13 protein-coding genes are annotated in these 17,318 nt (G+C 70.4%); 10 read left to right on the forward strand and 3 right to left on the reverse strand.

Annotated elements, in window-relative coordinates:
- Positions 1 to 17: 17 nt before the first annotated feature.
- Entirely contained in the window at positions 18 to 2,072 is a 2,055-nt protein-coding gene (locus JOD64_RS15855) for a SpoIIE family protein phosphatase (RefSeq protein WP_204942937.1), read from the reverse strand.
- Between the two features lie 304 nt (positions 2,073 to 2,376).
- Between JOD64_RS15855 and JOD64_RS15860 the strand changes: the two genes are divergently transcribed.
- Together JOD64_RS15860 and JOD64_RS15865 are read left to right on the forward strand one after the other, a co-directional pair.
- Complete coding sequence (locus JOD64_RS15860) at positions 2,377 to 6,744, forward strand: HAMP domain-containing protein (RefSeq protein WP_204942938.1); 4,368 nt, start codon at positions 2,377 to 2,379, stop codon at positions 6,742 to 6,744.
- Positions 6,741 to 7,295, forward strand: a complete 555-nt coding sequence (locus JOD64_RS15865; protein WP_110568316.1) for a response regulator — start codon at positions 6,741 to 6,743, stop codon at positions 7,293 to 7,295. Before JOD64_RS15860 ends, JOD64_RS15865 begins: the two co-directional genes overlap by 4 nt.
- A 3-nt stretch (positions 7,296 to 7,298) precedes the next feature.
- Here the strand turns inward: JOD64_RS15865 and JOD64_RS15870 are convergent, their stop codons facing one another.
- Positions 7,299 to 7,793, reverse strand: coding sequence for a GbsR/MarR family transcriptional regulator (locus JOD64_RS15870; protein WP_204942939.1), 495 nt, complete (start codon positions 7,791 to 7,793; stop codon positions 7,299 to 7,301).
- 91 nt (positions 7,794 to 7,884) lie between these two features.
- On the opposite strand from JOD64_RS15870, the gene JOD64_RS15875 reads away from it, so the two are divergent.
- Both JOD64_RS15875 and JOD64_RS15880 read left to right on the forward strand, forming a co-directional pair.
- Positions 7,885 to 8,784, forward strand: coding sequence for an ABC transporter ATP-binding protein (locus tag JOD64_RS15875; RefSeq protein WP_204942940.1), 900 nt, complete (start codon positions 7,885 to 7,887; stop codon positions 8,782 to 8,784).
- A gap of 86 nt (positions 8,785 to 8,870) precedes the next feature.
- Positions 8,871 to 10,454, forward strand: coding sequence for an ABC transporter permease (locus JOD64_RS15880; protein WP_204942941.1), 1,584 nt, complete (start codon positions 8,871 to 8,873; stop codon positions 10,452 to 10,454).
- Positions 10,455 to 10,606: 152 nt separating this feature from the next.
- Here the strand turns inward: JOD64_RS15880 and JOD64_RS15885 are convergent, their stop codons facing one another.
- Positions 10,607 to 10,942, reverse strand: coding sequence for an STAS domain-containing protein (locus JOD64_RS15885; protein ID WP_088951070.1), 336 nt, complete (start codon positions 10,940 to 10,942; stop codon positions 10,607 to 10,609).
- Positions 10,943 to 11,153: 211 nt separating this feature from the next.
- On the opposite strand from JOD64_RS15885, the gene hemL reads away from it, so the two are divergent.
- The 6 genes from hemL to ccsB are packed head-to-tail and all read left to right on the forward strand — an operon-like array spanning position 11,154 to position 17,173.
- A complete protein-coding gene (gene hemL / locus JOD64_RS15890) occupies positions 11,154 to 12,491 on the forward strand; it encodes a glutamate-1-semialdehyde 2,1-aminomutase (protein ID WP_204942942.1) in 1,338 nt (445 codons plus the stop codon).
- 6 nt (positions 12,492 to 12,497) lie between these two features.
- Positions 12,498 to 13,145, forward strand: coding sequence for a histidine phosphatase family protein (locus JOD64_RS15895; protein WP_239559536.1), 648 nt, complete (start codon positions 12,498 to 12,500; stop codon positions 13,143 to 13,145).
- Entirely contained in the window at positions 13,145 to 13,711 is a 567-nt protein-coding gene (locus JOD64_RS15900; protein ID WP_204942943.1) for a TlpA family protein disulfide reductase, read from the forward strand. Before JOD64_RS15895 ends, JOD64_RS15900 begins: the two co-directional genes overlap by 1 nt.
- Positions 13,711 to 14,562, forward strand: coding sequence for a cytochrome c biogenesis CcdA family protein (locus JOD64_RS15905; RefSeq protein WP_204942944.1), 852 nt, complete (start codon positions 13,711 to 13,713; stop codon positions 14,560 to 14,562). The genes JOD64_RS15900 and JOD64_RS15905 overlap by 1 nt, the downstream gene beginning before the upstream one ends.
- Positions 14,562 to 16,205, forward strand: a complete 1,644-nt coding sequence (gene resB / locus JOD64_RS15910) for a cytochrome c biogenesis protein ResB (protein WP_204942945.1) — start codon at positions 14,562 to 14,564, stop codon at positions 16,203 to 16,205. The genes JOD64_RS15905 and resB overlap by 1 nt, the downstream gene beginning before the upstream one ends.
- The gene (gene ccsB, locus JOD64_RS15915; protein WP_204942946.1) at positions 16,205 to 17,173 is read left to right on the forward strand and encodes a c-type cytochrome biogenesis protein CcsB; all 969 of its coding nucleotides are present in this window, start codon (positions 16,205 to 16,207) and stop codon (positions 17,171 to 17,173) included. The genes resB and ccsB overlap by 1 nt, the downstream gene beginning before the upstream one ends.
- Positions 17,174 to 17,318: the final 145 nt, after the last annotated feature.

Consider the following 17,318-nt stretch of genomic DNA (forward strand, 5'->3'; position numbering starts at 1 on the left):
TTGGCCGCGTGTGACGGTCAGATCGCGTCGTTGCGCAGCACCAGAATGGCGATGTCGTCCCGGGGCGGCTCGACCGAGAAGTTGATCGCGGCGGAGCGCAGCCTGGCAGCTACCACGTCGGCCGAATACCCGGCCAGGGGCGCGGCGGCGTCCCGCAGTCGGTCCGTGCCGAACAGCTCTCGGCCGCGCCGCCGCTCGGTGACGCCATCGGTGTAGAAGATCAGCGAATCGCCGGGAGAGAGCGCGATCTTCGCGGTCGGCGAGGTGATCGTGTCGAGCAGGCCGAGCGCGGTGCCACCGGTGCCGACGAACCCGGCGCCGCCGGCTCCGGCCAGCAGCACCGGCTGGTCGTGCCCGGCCAGATGCAGCGACACGTCCAGTTCGTCGCCCGGGCCCGGCCCGACCGCCGCGAGCGCCAGCGTGCAGTATCGCCCGCCACCCCGCTCGACAAGCGTCTCGTTGAGCCGCGCCAACACCTCCGGCAACGGTTTGCCGTCGCCGACCAGCACCCGGATCACGTCGCGGACCAGCCCGGTCACCGCGGCAGCCTGGACACCCTTGCCCGAGACGTCGCCGATCACCACCAGCCAACGCCCGTCGGGCAGCGGCACCACGTCGTAGAAGTCGCCCCCCACCTCCGCGTCGTCACCGGTCGGGACGTACTCGGCGGCGAAGCCGATCCCGTCCACGAGTGGCAGCACCGGCGGCAGCAGGGACTGCTGAAGCGTCTGCGCCACGCGGCGGCGCTCGGCGTGGATCCGGGCGTTCTCGATGGCCAGCGCGGCCCGCCGGGCCACGTCCTCCAGGACGGCCACCTCGTCCGGATCGTGCCGGTGCCGCTGGTGCCGCCCCACCGCCAGAGTGCCGAGCCGCTCCCCACGGGCGATCAGCGGGACCGCGAAACCCTCCATCGGCCCGCCGAGGGGGATCTGCGCCGCGCTGCGTGACGCCTCCCGGAGGCGGGCCTGGATCGAATCCTGCCCGGTTTCCGCCAGCACCTTGTGCAGTTGCGGAAGCATCGACTCGTCGGCGTGGCTGGCCGCCGCCAGCCGGAGCCGACCCCACTCGTCGGCGGTGTGCACCGCGCACCACTGGCCGAGCCGCGGCACCACCAACTGCGGGACCAGGGCCATGGTCAGGTCGACGTCCAACGACTGGGCGAGCAGTTCACTCGCCTCGGCCAGGAACGTCAGCCACACCTGCCGGCGGACGTCGGCTCTGCGCAGCCGGTCGTTCTCCAGATGCAGCGACAGTCGTTCGGCGGTGAGCACCGCCAACGGCCGGGCGTACGCCGACGGCGCGGCGTCCAACTCCAGCTCCCCGCCGTACGGGCGGTGCACCGTGAGTGGCACCCGGAGCAAGTCACTGTCCGGGCGGGGCGGCCGACCGAAACGGGCCAGCACCTGCCGGCCCTGCCCGTCGCCCCGGTCCAGGCGGATCGTGCCGCCGGCCGCGCCCACCATCTCGGCGACCCGGCTGAGCAGGCTGGTGGCGAAGTCGGGCAGCGGATCGTCCGCGTACAGGTCGGGGGCGGTTTGCATGAGTTCGCTCATCGCGCTGGCACTCGGCGCGGACCGGTCGGTGCTCACCTGCGGGTCGCCACCGTCGGTGCCTTCGGCTGGCGGGTCGGCACCGGGCCGGTCCAGCCGGAACCAGACGCCCTTCCCGGTGGGCAGGTACGTGGTGCCCCAGCGGCTGGCGAAGTGGTCGACGAGCAGCAGGCCTCGGCCCCGCTCCGAGACCTGGTCGATCTCGGTGGAGTCGTTGCGGGCACCGACGGTCAGCTCATCACCAGAGCCGGGCGCGAAGTCGGAGACGGTGACGGTCAGCCCGATCGCGTCGGCGACGACCTCGATGTCCAGTTCGGTGCGGGCGTGCTCGACGGCGTTGGTGGTCAACTCGGTGGTGAGCAGGAGGGCCTCGTTGGCCAGCTCATCCAGGTGTGACTCGGTCAACACCGAGCGGACCACGGCGCGGGCGGCGGCCGGCGTGCGGCGGTCGGCGGGCAGGCGGACGCGTCGGATCGCCCCGTCCGGGGCTCCGGCCGTCGCGGGCCCCGCCTCGGCTGACACCCTCGTATCCTCCACCGTCCCCCCATCAGGTGCCAAGCCGATCATCGTTGGCGCGTCCACTCAGCCGGGACGAGAGGAAGGGAACCCGGTGGGGCGACCGCCCTCGATGCGTCCGCTTGCCGGGTTGGGCGGACCTGCGAGGTGTGGAACGTGGCGTGCCGGACCGGCGCCGATCGGGCGGATCCGATGTCGAATCGGGGTCACCTGGCGGGTCGCGAGCCCTGGCACTACGGCGCGCGCGGGCACAATATGGGGTGCCGGTGTGTCCGCACGGACCGGCAGCCCCCAAGTTGAGCGAGGAATGATGACCACGGCGAAGCAGTCGGTGGCGGATCCGTCCGCAGCCGACCACGAGGCGCTCCTCGGTGAATTGACCGAGGCACTGCGACGGGTCCGTCGCGGCGACCTGAAGGTCCGGCTTCCCCGCCGCGCCGGCAAGGCCGGTGAGGTGGCGGACGCCTTCAACGAGGTGGTCTCGTCTCAGGAGCGGCAGTACCTGGACCTGCGGCGGATCAGCCGGATCGTCGGTCGCGACGGCCGGCTCACCGAGCGGCTCGACGACGAGGGGCTGGACGGCTCCTGGGCGGAGGGGCAGCGGGCCATCAACTCGCTGATCGACGACCTGGGTCGACCGACCACCGAGATCGCCCGGGTCATCGTGGCGGTCGCGGACGGCGATTTGTCCCAGCACATGGCGCTGGAGATCGATGGTCGGCCGCTGCGGGGTGAGTACCTGCGCATCGGGCGCACCGTGAACACGATGGTGGACCAGTTGTCGTCGTTCGCCGACGAGGTGACCCGGGTGGCCCGTGAGGTGGGCACCGAGGGCAAGTTGGGCGGCCAGGCCGACGTGCGGGGCGTCGCCGGCACCTGGAAGGACCTCACCGACTCGGTGAACACCATGGCGTCGAACCTCACTTACCAGGTGCGGTCGATCTCCCAGGTGTCGACGGCGGTGGCCAAGGGCGACCTGTCGCAGAAGATCACCGTGTCGGCCAAGGGTGAGGTCGCCGAGTTGGCGCACACCATCAACTACCTCACCGACACCCTGCGGCTCTTCGCCGAGCAGGTGACCCGGGTGGCTCGCGAGGTGGGCACCGAGGGCAAGCTGGGCGGCCAGGCCGAGGTGCCGAACGTGGCGGGCACCTGGAAGGACCTGACCGACAGCGTCAACTCGATGGCGTCGAACCTGACCGCGCAGGTCCGCAACATCGCGCAGGTCTCCACGGCGGTGGCGCGTGGTGACCTGTCGCAGAAGATCACGGTGGCGGCGCAGGGTGAGATCCTGGAGCTGAAGGACACCGTCAACACGATGGTGGACCAGTTGTCGTCGTTCGCCGACGAGGTGACCCGGGTGGCCCGTGAGGTGGGCATCGAGGGCAAGCTGGGCGGCCAGGCGCAGGTGCGCGGGGTCTCCGGCACCTGGCGCGACCTCACCGAGAACGTCAACCAGCTCGCCGGCAACCTGACCAGCCAGGTCCGCAACATCTCCCAGGTGTCGACGGCGGTGGCGAAGGGTGACCTGTCGCAGAAGATCACGGTGGACGCCCAGGGCGAGATCCTGGAGCTGAAGAACACCGTCAACACGATGGTCGACCAGTTGTCGTCGTTCGCCGACGAGGTGACCCGGGTGGCCCGCGAGGTGGGCACCGAGGGCAACCTGGGCGGTCAGGCCCAGGTCAAGGGCGTCAGCGGCACGTGGCGGGACCTGACCGACAACGTGAACTCGATGGCGTCGAACCTGACCAGCCAGGTCCGCAACATCGCCTCGGTGACCACGGCGGTGGCGAAGGGTGACCTGTCGCAGAAGATCACGGTGGACGCGCGGGGCGAGATCCTGGAGCTGAAGTCGACTGTCAACACGATGGTGGACCAGTTGTCGTCGTTCGCCGACGAGGTGACGCGGGTGGCCCGTGAGGTGGGCACCGAGGGCAAGTTGGGCGGTCAGGCGCAGGTGCGCGGGGTTGCCGGCACCTGGCGCGACCTGACCGACAACGTGAACTCGATGGCGTCGAACCTGACCGCGCAGGTCCGCAACATCGCGCAGGTCTCCACGGCGGTGGCGAAGGGTGACCTGTCGCAGAAGATCACGGTGGACGCGCGGGGCGAGATCCTGGAGCTGAAGTCGACTGTCAACACGATGGTGGACCAGTTGTCGTCGTTCGCCGACGAGGTGACGCGGGTGGCCCGCGAGGTGGGCACCGAAGGCAAGTTGGGCGGCCAGGCGCAGGTCAAGGGCGTCTCCGGCACCTGGCGGGACCTGACCGACAACGTGAACTCGATGGCGTCGAACCTGACCAGCCAGGTCCGCAACATCGCCTCGGTGACGACCGCGGTGGCGAAGGGTGACCTGAGCCAGAAGATCACGGTGGACGCCCAGGGCGAGATCCTGGAGCTGAAGTCGACCGTCAACACGATGGTCGACCAGCTGTCGTCGTTCGCCGACGAGGTGACCCGGGTGGCCCGTGAGGTCGGCATCGAGGGCAAGCTTGGCGGCCAGGCGCAGGTCAAGGGCGTCTCCGGCACCTGGCGGGACCTGACCGAGAACGTCAACCAGCTCGCCTCGACGCTGACCACGCAGCTGCGGGCCATCGCCCAGGTGTCCACCTCGGTGACCCGGGGCGACCTGACCCAGCGGATCGCGGTCAAGGCGCAGGGCGAGGTCGCCGAGCTGAAGGACAACATCAACCAGATGATCGTCACCCTCCGGGAGACGACCAAGAAGAACGCCGAGCAGGGCTGGCTGGACTCCAACCTGGCCCGCATCGGCGGCCTGTTGCAGGGCCAGCGCGACCTCGGCGAGGTCTGCCGCATGATCATGACGGAGGTGACTCCGCTGGTCGACGCCCAGCTCGGTGCCTTCTTCCTGGCCGACGACACCGACGGCAGCATGCGGCTGCGGCTGACCTCCTCCTACGGGTACGTGGCGCGGGGGCACGACGTCACCTTCGGGCCGGGCGAGGGGCTGGTCGGGCAGACCGCGCTGTCCCGCCGCACGATCCGGGTCAGCGCCTCCCCGAACAGCCGGCTCACCCTGCGTTCCGGTCTGGCCGAGACACCCCCGTCCGACCTGGTGGTGCTCCCCGTGCTGTTCGAGGGCGAGCTGCTCGGGGTGATCGAGTTCGCCAGTGTGTCGGCCTTCTCCGAACTGCATCTGTCGTTCCTGGAGCGGTTGGTGCTGACCATCGGCATCGCGGTCAACACCATCCAGGCCAACCGGCGTACGGAGGAGCTGCTGGCCCAGTCGCAGCGGCTGGCGCACGAGATGCAGGAGCAGTCGGCGGAGTTGCAGCGCACCAACGCCGAGCTGGAGGAGAAGGCCACTCTGCTGTCCGAGCAGAAGGGCAACATCGAGACGAAGAACCGGGAGATCGAGCTGGCTCGGCTGGGCCTGGAGGAGAAGGCGCAGCAGCTGACCCGGGCTTCGGCCTACAAGTCGGAGTTCCTGGCCAACATGAGCCACGAGCTGCGTACGCCGTTGAACTCGTTGTTGCTGCTGGCCCGCCTGCTGGCGGAGAATTCGGAGCAGAACCTCAGCCCGAAGCAGATCGAGTTCGCCAAGACCATTCACGGGTCCGGTTCGGACCTGCTGCGCCTGATCGACGACATCCTCGACCTGTCCAAGATCGAGGCGGGCCGGATGGACGTCGAGCCGACCGAGATCCGCTTCGCGGAGCTGCGCGGCTACGTCGAGCAGGCGTTCGCGCCGCAGGCCGAGGAGAAGAACCTGGACTTCCAGGTGCGGGTCAGCAAGGATCTGCCGCCGGCGCTGGTGACGGACGCGCAGCGGTTGCAGCAGATTCTGCGCAACCTGCTCTCCAACGCGGTGAAGTTCACCGACAACGGTGCGGTGACGCTGCGGATCGCTCCGGCCGCGGAGAACGCGGTCTTCGACGTGCCGGCGCTGACCAACGCCCAGCAGGTGATCGCGTTCACCGTGATCGACACCGGGATCGGCATCTCCGACGACAAGTTGTCGATCATCTTCGAGGCGTTCCAGCAGGCGGACGGCACAACCAGCCGCCGCTACGGCGGCACCGGCCTGGGCCTGTCCATCAGCCGCGATCTGGCCCGGCTGATCGGCGGCACGATCACCGTGTCGTCCGCGCCCGGCCAGGGTTCGACGTTCACCCTGTTCGTGCCGCAGGTGCTGGCCCCGGACGCCGTGGTCGCGCCCCAGCTCCCGTCTCCGCAGCGCGCCGGTCTGCCGTCGTCGCTGCTGATGCCGCCGCTGGAGTTGCTGACCGAACGCCCGGAGGCGCCGGCCACCCGTCAACTGGACGGCGCCACCGTGTTGATCGTGGACGACGACGTACGCAATGTCTTCGCCTTGACCAGCGCGTTGGAGCTGCACGGGATGACCGTGCTGTACTCGGACAACGGGGCGGACGGTGTCCGCCTGTTGGCTGAGCATCCGGAGGTGGACATCGTGCTGATGGACGCCATGATGCCCGACCAGGACGGCTACGAGACCACCCGTCAGATTCGCCGCAACCACCGGTTCGCCGACCTGCCGGTGGTCTTCCTGACCGCGAAGGCGATGCCGGGCGACCGGGAGTCGGCGCTCGCTGCCGGGGGCAGCGACTACATCACCAAGCCGGTCGACCTGGACGACCTGATCGAATTGATGTCGTCCTGGATCAACGGCAGCCGGACCGAGGAGACTTCGTGACCCAGATCGCCAAGGCGCTGCTCGTGGATGACCGGCGGCAGAATCTGACGGCCCTGGAGGCGATCCTCCAGGGCCTGCCGGTCCAGTCCGTGGCGGTGGAGAGCGGTGAGGCGGCGCTCAAGCAGCTCCTCGTGGACGACTTCGCGGTGATCCTGCTGGACGCGCAGATGCCGGACATGGACGGCTTCGAGACGGCGAGCCACATCAAGCGCCGGGAGCGGACCCGGCACGTGCCGATCATCTTCCTCACCGCCGCTGACCGGGATGCCCAACTCGCCCTCCGGGGTTACCAGGTGGGCGCGGTGGATTATCTGACCAAGCCGTTCGACCCGTGGGTGCTCCGGGCCAAGGTGTCGGTCTTCGTCGAGCTGTGGGTGAAGACCCGGCAGTTGGCCACCCAGTCGGATCTGGTCCGGGAGCGCGACACGCAGTGGCGGAGGCTCACCGACGCGGTCGACGAGGCGACCACCCTGCTCCGTTCCGACGACTCGGAGGCCCGCGACCGGGCGGTACGCATGCTCGAGCAGGCCCGCTGGGGCAACACCGCCTGACGCTCAGGCCTCGCCCGGTCTGATGTGCCCGGTGGCGGCCCGCCGGGCCCGCCAGCGCTCACCCAGTGAGTCGATTTCCTCCTGGACGAAAATGAAGAAGTCGCGCATCTCGGCCACCCGTTCACCGGCTTGCGTCTCGGCGCCGAGAGCGGCCACCCCGGCCTCGGCCACGTCGATGAACGTCTTGTAGATCCCGGTCTTGGTGATGGTGGCCTCGTACCAGGGATTGTCCGGCATCCGGTAGCGGTCCCGGCGGGACCGGGGGACCGGCTCGCGGATCAGCATGCCGAACTGGGTGAGGTAGCGGACCGCGCCGCTGACCGCCGCTGCGCTCACTCCGAGCCGCTCGCCGATCTCGGCGGCGGTGAGGGGGTCGTCCGAGCTCATCACGGTGAACAGCACCCGGGCGGCCATCCGCGGGGAACCCACCTCGGCGAAGGTCAACGCCATCCGTTCGACGAAGAGGTGCACCGGGTCGTGGCCGTCAGCGGCTGCCATGACGATCTCTCCTGTCTGCTCGTGTGGCCCCGATGGTGCCCCGGATCTCACAGTCTTCACAACTTTGTGAAACGAGTGTAGCTTCCGATATATGGAAACTCCCATTGAAGTGTCCGGCCTGGTCAAGACCTTCGGCCGGACCAGGGCGCTCGACGGTCTCGACCTGACCGTCCGTGCCGGCGAGGTGCACGGCTTCCTCGGCCCGAACGGCGCAGGCAAGTCGACCACCATCCGGGCACTGCTCGGACTGCTTCGGACGGACGCGGGGGCCGTCCGCCTGCTCGGTGGTGACCCGTGGCGCGACGCGGTGGCCCTGCATCGTCGGTTGGCGTACGTGCCGGGCGACGTGACGCTCTGGCCCAACCTCTCCGGCGGCGAGGTCATCGACCTGCTCGGCCGAATGCGCGGCGGCCTCGACCCAGGCCGGCGGGCCGAGCTGTTGGACTCCTTCGAGCTGGACCCGCGCAAGAAGGGGCGGGCCTACTCCAAGGGCAACCGGCAGAAGGTCGGCCTGGTGGCAGCTCTCGCCTCGGACGCCGAACTGCTCATCCTGGACGAGCCGACCTCCGGGCTGGACCCGCTGATGGAGGAGGTGTTCCAGCACTGGGTCCGTCGCGCGAAGACCGACGGTCGCACCGTGCTGCTCTCCAGCCACATCCTGGCCGAGGTCGAGGCGCTCTGCGACCGGGTGACGATCATCCGCAACGGGCGGGACGTGGAAACCGGCACTTTGACCGAGCTGCGCCACCTGCGCCGCACCTCGATCGAGGCCGAGCTGACCGGCAATGTGGACGGGCTGGGTCACCTCGCCGGTGTCCACGACCTGCGGGTGGACGGGCACCGGGTGCGCTTCGACGTGGACAACGTCGCGCTGGACGCGGCGCTGCGTCGGCTCACCGAGATCGGCGTACGAAGTCTGGTCAGCCAGCCGCCGACACTTGAGGAGCTGTTCCTGCGGCACTACCAGACCGAGACGGCGGTGCGGTCGTGAGCGTGCGGAGTGAGCCGGGCTTGCGAGCCCCGCAGTCGCGAACGAAAGGCAGCTCAGTTACCGCCTTCACCGGGACCCGGCATCTGATGCGCCTCATTCTGCGCCGGGACCGGGTGCTGCTGCCGATCTGGATCCTGCTGCTGGCCGTGCTGCCGGCCAGCTACGCCAGCACGTACGCCGGGCTGTACCCGACCGTCGCCGAGCGGGCTGCGTACCTGGCCGGCACAGCGAGCAACCCGTCGATCGTCGCCCTGCTCGGCCCGGTCTACGGCGACAGCGTCGGCGCCCTCACCGTCCAGCGGGCCGGCCTCCTGGCGCTGATCGTCGGGCTGATCGGCGTGCTCACCGTTGTCCGGCACACCCGCACCGAGGAGGAGGCCGGTCGGCGGGAGTTGCTCGGCGCGACCGTGCTGGGCCGGTACGCCGGGCTGACCGCCGCGCTGCTGGTGACGTACGCCGCGAATGTGCTGCTCGGCCTGCTCACCGCCGGCGGCCTGGTCGCCGCCGGCCTGCCCGGCGCGGGTTCGGTGCTCTTCGGCGCCGGCATGGCGCTCACCGGGATCGTCTTCGCCACGGTCGGCGGGCTGGCCGCGCAGCTCACCGAGAGCGCGAGTGGGGCCCGTGGGATCGGCCTGGGCGCGCTCGGGCTGGCCTTCGTGCTGCGGCTGGGCGGCGATGCCGGTGGTTCCGGCGGCACCGGCGGGAGCGCCGAATGGCTGAGCTGGCTCTCGCCCCTGGGCTGGGCGGCACGGGGTCGGGCCTACGCCGATGAGCGCTGGTGGGTGCTGCTGCTGCCGGTGCTGTTCAGCGCGGTGGTCGCGCTCGTCGCGTACCCCGTCTCGGTCCGCCGTGACCTCGGCGCGGGGGTGTTCCCGTCCCGGCTCGGCCCGGCCACCGCCGGTGCGGGGCTGGCCGGCCCGTTCGGCCTGGCCTGGCGGCTGCACCGGGGCCAACTGCTCGGCTGGACCGTCGGTTTCGGGCTGCTCGGCCTGGTGCTCGGCGGTGCGGCGGACGCCGCTGGTGACGCTGTGCAGGGCAACCAGCAGCTCGTCGAGATCCTTTCCCGGCTCGGTGGCAGCTCCGCGCTCGCCGAGGCGTACCTCGGTGGGACGTTGAGCTTGACCGCGTTGGCCGCCGCCGGTTACGGCATCCAGACGGCGCTGCGGGCGCGGGCGGAGGAGACCGCCGGACGGGTCGAACCGCTGCTGGCGACGGCGGTGAGTCGGGCCCGATGGCTGGCGGCGCATCTGGTCTTCGCGCTGTTCGGGCCGGCGGTGGTGCTGGCCGTTACCGGGCTCGCCACCGGGCTGGCCTACGGGCTCAGCGTCTCCGACGTCGGCGGCGAGCTGCCGCGGCTGCTCGGTGCCGGGCTGGCCCAGGTGCCTGCGGCCTGGGTGCTGGCCGGGCTGGCGGCGCTGCTGGTCGGCGGGCTGCCCCGCTTCTCCGCGGGCGCCTGGGCGGTGCTCGGCGGCTGTCTGCTGCTCGGTCAGCTCGGTGCGGTGTTGAAGTTGGACCAGTGGGCGCTGGATCTCTCCCCGTTCACCCACACCCCGCAGGTCCTCGGTCAGGACTGGTCCGTGACCCCGCTGGTCGCCCTGACCGTCGCGGCAGCCGCCCTCCTGGCTCTGGCCCTACTGACCTTCCAAAAACGCGACATCCCAACCCCCTGACCCCTCAACCCCCCCCAGGTGCCTGCCCCCCCGCCTGACCTCGTCGATCATGAGGTTATTGCCCTGACACGCCGAGGCGGATGGCAATAACCTCATGATCAACAAGCGCTGAGGTGGGGGCCGGGAGGGGGCGGGGCGGGGAGGGGGCGGGGTTAGCCGGTGGGCTGGTCGTTGCGGATCATCAGGGCGCTGCGGAGGCCGGTGATGTCCAGGACGCGGATCAGGAAATCACCCACGTGGGTCAGCATCAGCAGGCTCTGCGCGTGGCTGGCCTTGCGGCTGAGCACCACCAGCGTGCCCAGGCCCTGCGAGTCGCAGAAGGTGACGCCGCCAAGATCGAGCACGATCTTCGGTGGCGGGTCGGCCAGCACCTCGTTCACCACCGTGGAGAGCTGGGCGGCCGTGAGCATGTCGATCTCACCGGCCAGGCGCAGGACTGCTTCATCGCCCGTTCGGTGTAGCGTGATGGACAGTTCGGCACGATCCACCCGGCCAGCCTAGCGCGATCCGACCGACAGGGCCCGTTGAGGCGGCGAGCCGTCGCCGGGCCAAGTCGCGAGCCGCGCCCGCCGAGGTCACGAGCCGTCGCCTTGGTTTCGCGTCGCCGCTGCTGGCTGGCACCGACCGTGGGTGAGCCCGGTAACCCCGGCGCGGGGTGGGTGCTGGTTGACCGTCCGGCGCTGACACAATGGCGGCATCGTGACCGACATCTTTCCAGCCGGATCCGGCCGTTACCCGGCCGAAGCGCCGGCCTCCGAGGCCCTGTTCGACCGCGCCCGCGCCATCGTGCCGGGCGGGGTCAACTCCCCCGTGCGCGCCTTCCAGGCAGTCGGCGGCAGCCCACGCTTCATGGTTCGTGGCGAGGGTCCGTGGCTGTTCGACGCCGATGGCCGCCGCTACGTCGACCTGGTCTGCTCCTGGGGTCCGCTGATCCTCGGGCACGCCCACCCGGAGGTGGTGGACGCCGTTCAGGCCGCCGCCGCCCTGGGCACCAGCTTCGGCACTCCCACCCCGGGCGAGGTGGAGTTGGCCACCGAACTCGTTGCCCGGACCCCGATGGAGCAGGTCCGCCTGGTCAACTCCGGCACCGAGGCGACCATGTCGGCGATCCGGCTGGCCCGCGGCTTCACCGGCCGATCGAAGATCGTCAAGTTCGCCGGGTGCTACCACGGGCACGTCGACGCGCTGCTCGCCTCCGCCGGGTCCGGCGTGGCCACCCTGGGCCTGCCCGACTCGCCCGGCGTGACCGGGGCGGCGGCCAGCGAGACGATCGTGCTTCCGTACAACGACATCCGGGCCGTCGAGGAGGCCTTCGCCGCCGAGGGCCCGCACATCGCCGCGGTGATCACCGAAGCTGCCGCCGGCAACATGGGCGTGGTGGCACCCCGCGACGGTTTCAACCAGCAGCTCGCCCGGATCGCGCACGCGCACGGCGCCCTGCTGGTCGTGGACGAGGTGATGACCGGGTTCCGGGTCTCCCGCGCCGGGTGGCACGGCCTCGACCCCTCCGACGCCGACCTGTGGACGTACGGCAAGGTCATGGGCGGTGGCCTACCCGCCGCCGCGTTCGGCGGGCGTGCGGACATCATGGCGCGACTCGCCCCGGCCGGCCCGGTCTACCAGGCCGGCACGCTCTCCGGTAACCCGCTCGCCTGCGCCGCCGGCCTGGCCACACTTCGGCTCGCCGACGACGCGCTGTACCACCGCCTCGACTCCACGGCCGCCGCCGTGGGCAAGCTGGCGTCCGACGCGCTGGCCGCCGCCGGGGTCCCGCACCGACTGTCGTACGCGGGCAGCATGTTCTCGATCTTCTTCACCGACGCCGACGTGGTCGACTACGACAGCGCCCGCACCCAGCAGGTGCCGGCGTTCAAGGCGTTCTTCCACGCGATGCTCGCCGCTGGCGTCTACCTGCCGCCGAGCGCGTTCGAGTCGTGGTTCGTGTCGGCGGCGATCGACGACGCCGCTCTGGAGCACATCGCCGACGCGCTGCCCACGGCGGCGAACGCGGCGGCAGCGGCTGGTCACGGGGGGTAAAAAACCTTGAGTAAGACGGTGGTCCACGTGCTCCGGCACGGCGAGGTGTACAACCCCGGCCAGATTCTCTACGGTCGGCTGCCCGGTTTCCGCCTCTCCGAACTCGGCGTGCAGATGGCCAAGGCCGCCGCGCAGGGCCTGGCCGAGCGGGAGGTCGTGCACGTGGTGGCCAGCCCGTTGGAGCGCGCCCAGCAGACCGCCGAGCCCATTGCCGCCCAGTTCGGGTTGCCGGTCGGGGTGGACGAGCGGCTGATCGAGAGCGCCAACTGGTTCGAGGGCAAGAAGGTGTCCCCGGGTGACGGGTCGTTCCGCGACCCGCGTAACTGGTGGGTGCTGCGCGACCCGGTGACCCCGTCCTGGGGCGAGGCGTACCGGGTGATCGCCGAGCGGATGTTCGCGGCTGTGCACGCCGCACGGGTCGCCGCCGAGGGGCGCGAGGCGGTGCTGGTGTCGCACCAGCTCCCGATCTGGACGCTGCGCCGCTACGTCGAGCGCAAGCGGCTCTGGCACGACCCGCGCAAGCGGCAGTGCGGGCTGGCGAGCCTCACCTCGTTCCACTTCGACGGCGCGAAGGTGGTGGGCATCGGCTACAGCGAGCCGGCAGCGCACCTGATCGCTCTCTCCGCGACCGCCCGGACGGCCAAGGGGGCCTGATGAACGCCCGGAGGTGGACCGCCGGTCTGCTCGCCACCGTCGCCGCGGTGGCGCTGGCCGGCTGCACGTCGAAGGGGCAGGAGAAGACCTGCACGACCACCACCGACGGGATCTTCGAGTGCGCCCCGGACCAGCGCTCGGCACCCCCGAAGCTCGCGGGTGAGCTGCTCGCCGGCGGCACCTACGACGTCAGCCAGGCCCGGGGCCAGGTCGCGGTCGTCAACTTCTGGGGTTCCTGGTGCCCGCCCTGCCGGGCCGAGGCCGACGACCTGGAGGCCACCTACCAGGCCACCAAGGGCTCCGGGGTGAGCTTCCTCGGCATCAACGTCCAGGACTCACGGGACAAGGCCAAGGCGTTCGAGGAGGGCCGGGTCACCTATCCGAGCCTGTTCGACCCGTCCAGCCGGCTGGCGCTCGACCTGGACATCCCGCCGAACACCGTCCCGGCGACAGTGGTCCTCGACCGTGACGGTCGGATCGCCGTGGTGATCCGTCGCGCCGTGACGCAGGACGAGCTGAGGCCGATCGTCGAACGGATCGCGGCCGAGAAACCGGCGTCGAGCTGATGGGCGAGACCTTCAAGGAGCTGGCCCTGAGCGGGCCGCTGCTGCTCGCCATCGGCGCGGCGGTGCTCGCCGGCCTGGTCAGCTTCCTCTCCCCGTGCGTGCTCCCACTGGTTCCCGGCTACCTCTCGTACGTCACCGGCCTGGCCGGCGCCGACCTCGAAGGCAGTGCGAAAAAGGGTGTCTCGGCGACGCCGGGTGCGCCGCTCGACGCTGCCGCCCAGCGCGACGGTGGGGGCGTCGCCGTACGGGAGCGGATCGCTCGGGTCGGTGCCGTCAAGGGTCGGGTGCTCGCCGGGACGCTGCTCTTCATCGCCGGCTTCACAGTCGTCTTCGTCGCCACCGCGATCCTGTTCGCCGGCATCGGCCGGGTCTTCTTCGACTACAAGCGCGAGCTGCAGATCGGCGTCGGCGCGCTGATCATCGTGCTCGGTCTGGGCTACCTCGGGATGATTCCCGCCCTGCAACGCGAGTTCCGGATCTCCCGGCTGCCGTCGGCCGGGCTGCTCGGCGCACCGGTCTTCGGCGCGGTCTTCGCACTCAGTTGGGTGCCCTGCACCGGCCCCACGCTCGGCGCGGTGATGGGCATGGCCGCCACGAGCGGCCAGAGCGACCGCGCCGTGGTGCTCGCCGTGGCGTACTGCCTCGGGTTGGGGATACCGTTCGTCGTCTTCGGGCTGGGCTTCGAGCGCCTGCTCGGGGTCTTCCGCGCCGTCCGGCGCAACAGCCGCTGGGTCACCCGGGTCGGCGGCGCCCTGCTCATCCTGATCGGCCTGGCGCTGGTCACCGGCGGATGGCAGAGCTTCGTGATCTGGTTGCAGACCACCGTCGGGGTGGGCGAGGTGAGCATCTGATGACGGTTGTCGACGACCGGCCGGAGACCGTGGCCCCGGCGCCTCGGCGCCGACCCAACCGGCTGCTGGCGCTGCTGCGCAACTCGTGGCGGCAGCTCACCAGCATGCGTACGGCGCTGATCCTGCTCTTCCTGCTCGCGGTCGCCGCCATTCCCGGTTCGGTGCTGCCGCAGCGGGGGATCAGCCCGGAGAAGGTCAACCAGTACTTCGTCGACCACCCGGACTGGGCCCCCCGGCTGGACCGGATCGGCGCGTTCGAGGTCTTCGGCTCGGTCTGGTTCTCCGCGATCTACCTGCTGCTGTTCACGTCCCTGATCGGCTGCATCACGCCCCGGCTGCGCGATCACATCCGGGCGCTGCGGTCCCGTCCGCCGGCCGCGCCGAAGCGGATGGCACGGCTGCCGCAGCACACCGTGCTGCCCGCCCCGCCCGGTGGCGCGGCGGCGGTTGCCGAGGTGCTGCGCAAGCGCCGCTGGCGTGTCGAGGTGCGTGGCGACGAGGTCTCCGCCGAGAAGGGCTACCTCAAGGAGACCGGCAACCTGCTGTTCCACACCTCGCTCATCGCGGTGCTGATCGGCGTCGGGCTCGGCTCGTGGTACGGGTGGAGCGGCAACCGGCTGCTGGTGGCCGGCGCGGACAACTCGTTCTGCAACACCCGGCAGCAGTACGCCGAGGCGAAACTCGGCCCCCGGGTGGACAGCGCGGACCTGCCCCGCTTCTGCCTGCGGCTGGACGACTTCCAGGCCCGGTTCCTCGACAGCGGCCAGCCGGAGTTCTTCAATGCCACGGTCACCGTCGACGGCCCGGACGAGCCCACCCGCAGCGCGAACTTCTCGGTGAACGCGCCGCTGCGCCTGAACGACGCGAGCGTCTACCTGCTCGGCCACGGATACGCCCCGGTGATCCGCTACACCGACCGTTTCGGCAACAGCCAGATCAGTGACGAGCCGTTCCTGACGACCGGCGACATGGGCCTGACCAGCGAAGGGCTGGCGGCCTTCCCGGACGCCAACGTCGACCCGGCCACGGGTCAGCGGGCACCGGACCAGCAGATGGCGTTCACCGGCATCTACCTGCCCACGGCACCCGAGCAGCCGCCGATGGTCCGCTCGCAGTATCCGACCGAACGCAACCCGGTGCTGAACCTGGTCGCGTACCGGGGCAACCTGGGCCTGGACGCGGGCATCCCCACCTCGATCTACCAGCTCGACCAGCGGCAGGTGCGGACCGGGAAGGTCAAGGAGGTCGGCACCAAACTGCTCCGCAAGGGCGAGACCTGGACGCTGGACGACGGCACCACTGTCGAGTTCCTGGGCACCGAGCGGTACGTGACGCTCTCCATTCGGCACGACCCGGGCGCGACGCCGCTGTTGATCAGCTGTGGCTTCCTGCTGGTCGGGCTGATGGGCTCGCTGTTCGGGCGACGCCGTCGGGTGTGGTTCCGGGTGACCTCGCCCGACCCCACGGAAGAATCTCCGACGGGCGGTAGTAGCTTGATGGAGGCCGGTGGGTTGCCGCGCACCGACTATCCAGGGTTCGCCGAGGAGTTCGCCCAGCTCATCGCCGCGGTCAGCGGTGCCGATCGGTCTGGCGTGAGCGCTGACTCAGGTGACCGGGCTGGCGTGCGAGAAGGAGCCGAGTGATGTCCGCACTCTCCGACAATCTGGTGACCTTCGCGATCCTGGCGTACCTGGTCGCGATGATCGGTCATGCCGTGGAGTACGCGTTGGGCAACGCGCGTACCCGAACCGCCGTGGCGGCTCCGGTCCGTGAGCTGGTGGGTGCCGGCGGTCCCGTTCCGACGCCGTCCGCGCCGGTGCCGCCGTCGAAGGCGAACGGTCGGTCGAACGGGCGGGCCCGACTCGCGGGCCTGATCGCGGTGGGTGCCACCGCTGTCGCTGCCGTGCTGCACCTGGCGGCGCTGGTCACTCGGGGTCTCGCCGCGGACCGGATGCCCTGGGGCAACATGTACGAGTTCGTGCTCACGGTGACGTTCATCGGGGTCGCCGCGTGGCTGGTGGTGCTCTGGAAGCGGCCGTCGCTGCGTAAGCTCGGGCTGTTCCTGACCCTGGTGATGGTGCTGCTGGTCGCCACCGCCGAGCTGGTCCTGTACGTGCCGATCGTGCCGTTGGTGCCGGCACTGAACTCGTACTGGTTCGTCATCCACGTCTCGACCATCGTCTTCGCGTCCGGCATCTTCCTGCTCGGTGTGGTGCCGGCGGTCGGGTTCCTGCTGCGCAACGGGTACGAGCAGGGCAAGGGGAGCTTCCCGTACTCCCTGGCCAAGCGCCTGCCCGGTGCGGTCGGCCTGGAGCGGCTGACCTTCGCGCTGCACGCCTTCGCGTTCCCGATCTTCACCTTCGCGGTGATCGCCGGTGCCATCTGGGCCGAGGCGGCGTGGGGTCGGCCGTGGGGTTGGGACCCGAAGGAGACCTGGGCGTTCATCTCCTGGGTCGTGTACGCCGGTTACCTGCACGCCCGGGCCACGCCCAGCGTCAAGCGGAACGTGGCCACCTTGCTCGCGGTGCTCGGCTTCCTCACCATGCTGATGAACCTGTTCGGCGTGAACATCTTCTTCACCGGCCTGCACTCGTACGGCGGGCTGAGCTGACGTCGACGCCCGGCGTCAGCCGGGTGCGCAGCGTCCGCTCGCCCTGGACGGCTTGATCCACTCCAGGTCGGCGATGTGGCGGTATCCGGCGACCTGGAAACCGCCACATCGGCGACCTGGTGTCGATCAAGGCTCGACGCCGGTG

Source organism: Micromonospora luteifusca (assembly GCF_016907275.1).
GTDB classification, from domain to species: Bacteria; Actinomycetota; Actinomycetes; order Mycobacteriales; family Micromonosporaceae; genus Micromonospora; species Micromonospora luteifusca.

Excerpts from the sequence above, each read along its gene's own strand:
- JOD64_RS15870 (WP_204942939.1), bottom strand. The coding sequence starts at position 7,793 with ATGGCAGCCGCTGACGGCCACGACCCGGTGCACCTCTTCGTCGAACGG.
- JOD64_RS15875 (WP_204942940.1), top strand. The coding sequence starts at position 7,885 with ATGGAAACTCCCATTGAAGTGTCCGGCCTGGTCAAGACCTTCGGCCGG.
- JOD64_RS15880 (WP_204942941.1), top strand. The coding sequence starts at position 8,871 with ATGCGCCTCATTCTGCGCCGGGACCGGGTGCTGCTGCCGATCTGGATC.
- JOD64_RS15905 (WP_204942944.1), top strand. The coding sequence starts at position 13,711 with ATGGGCGAGACCTTCAAGGAGCTGGCCCTGAGCGGGCCGCTGCTGCTC.
- JOD64_RS15900 (WP_204942943.1), top strand. The coding sequence starts at position 13,145 with ATGAACGCCCGGAGGTGGACCGCCGGTCTGCTCGCCACCGTCGCCGCG.
- ccsB (WP_204942946.1), top strand. The coding sequence starts at position 16,205 with ATGTCCGCACTCTCCGACAATCTGGTGACCTTCGCGATCCTGGCGTAC.
- resB (WP_204942945.1), top strand. The coding sequence starts at position 14,562 with ATGACGGTTGTCGACGACCGGCCGGAGACCGTGGCCCCGGCGCCTCGG.
- JOD64_RS15860 (WP_204942938.1), top strand. The coding sequence starts at position 2,377 with ATGACCACGGCGAAGCAGTCGGTGGCGGATCCGTCCGCAGCCGACCAC.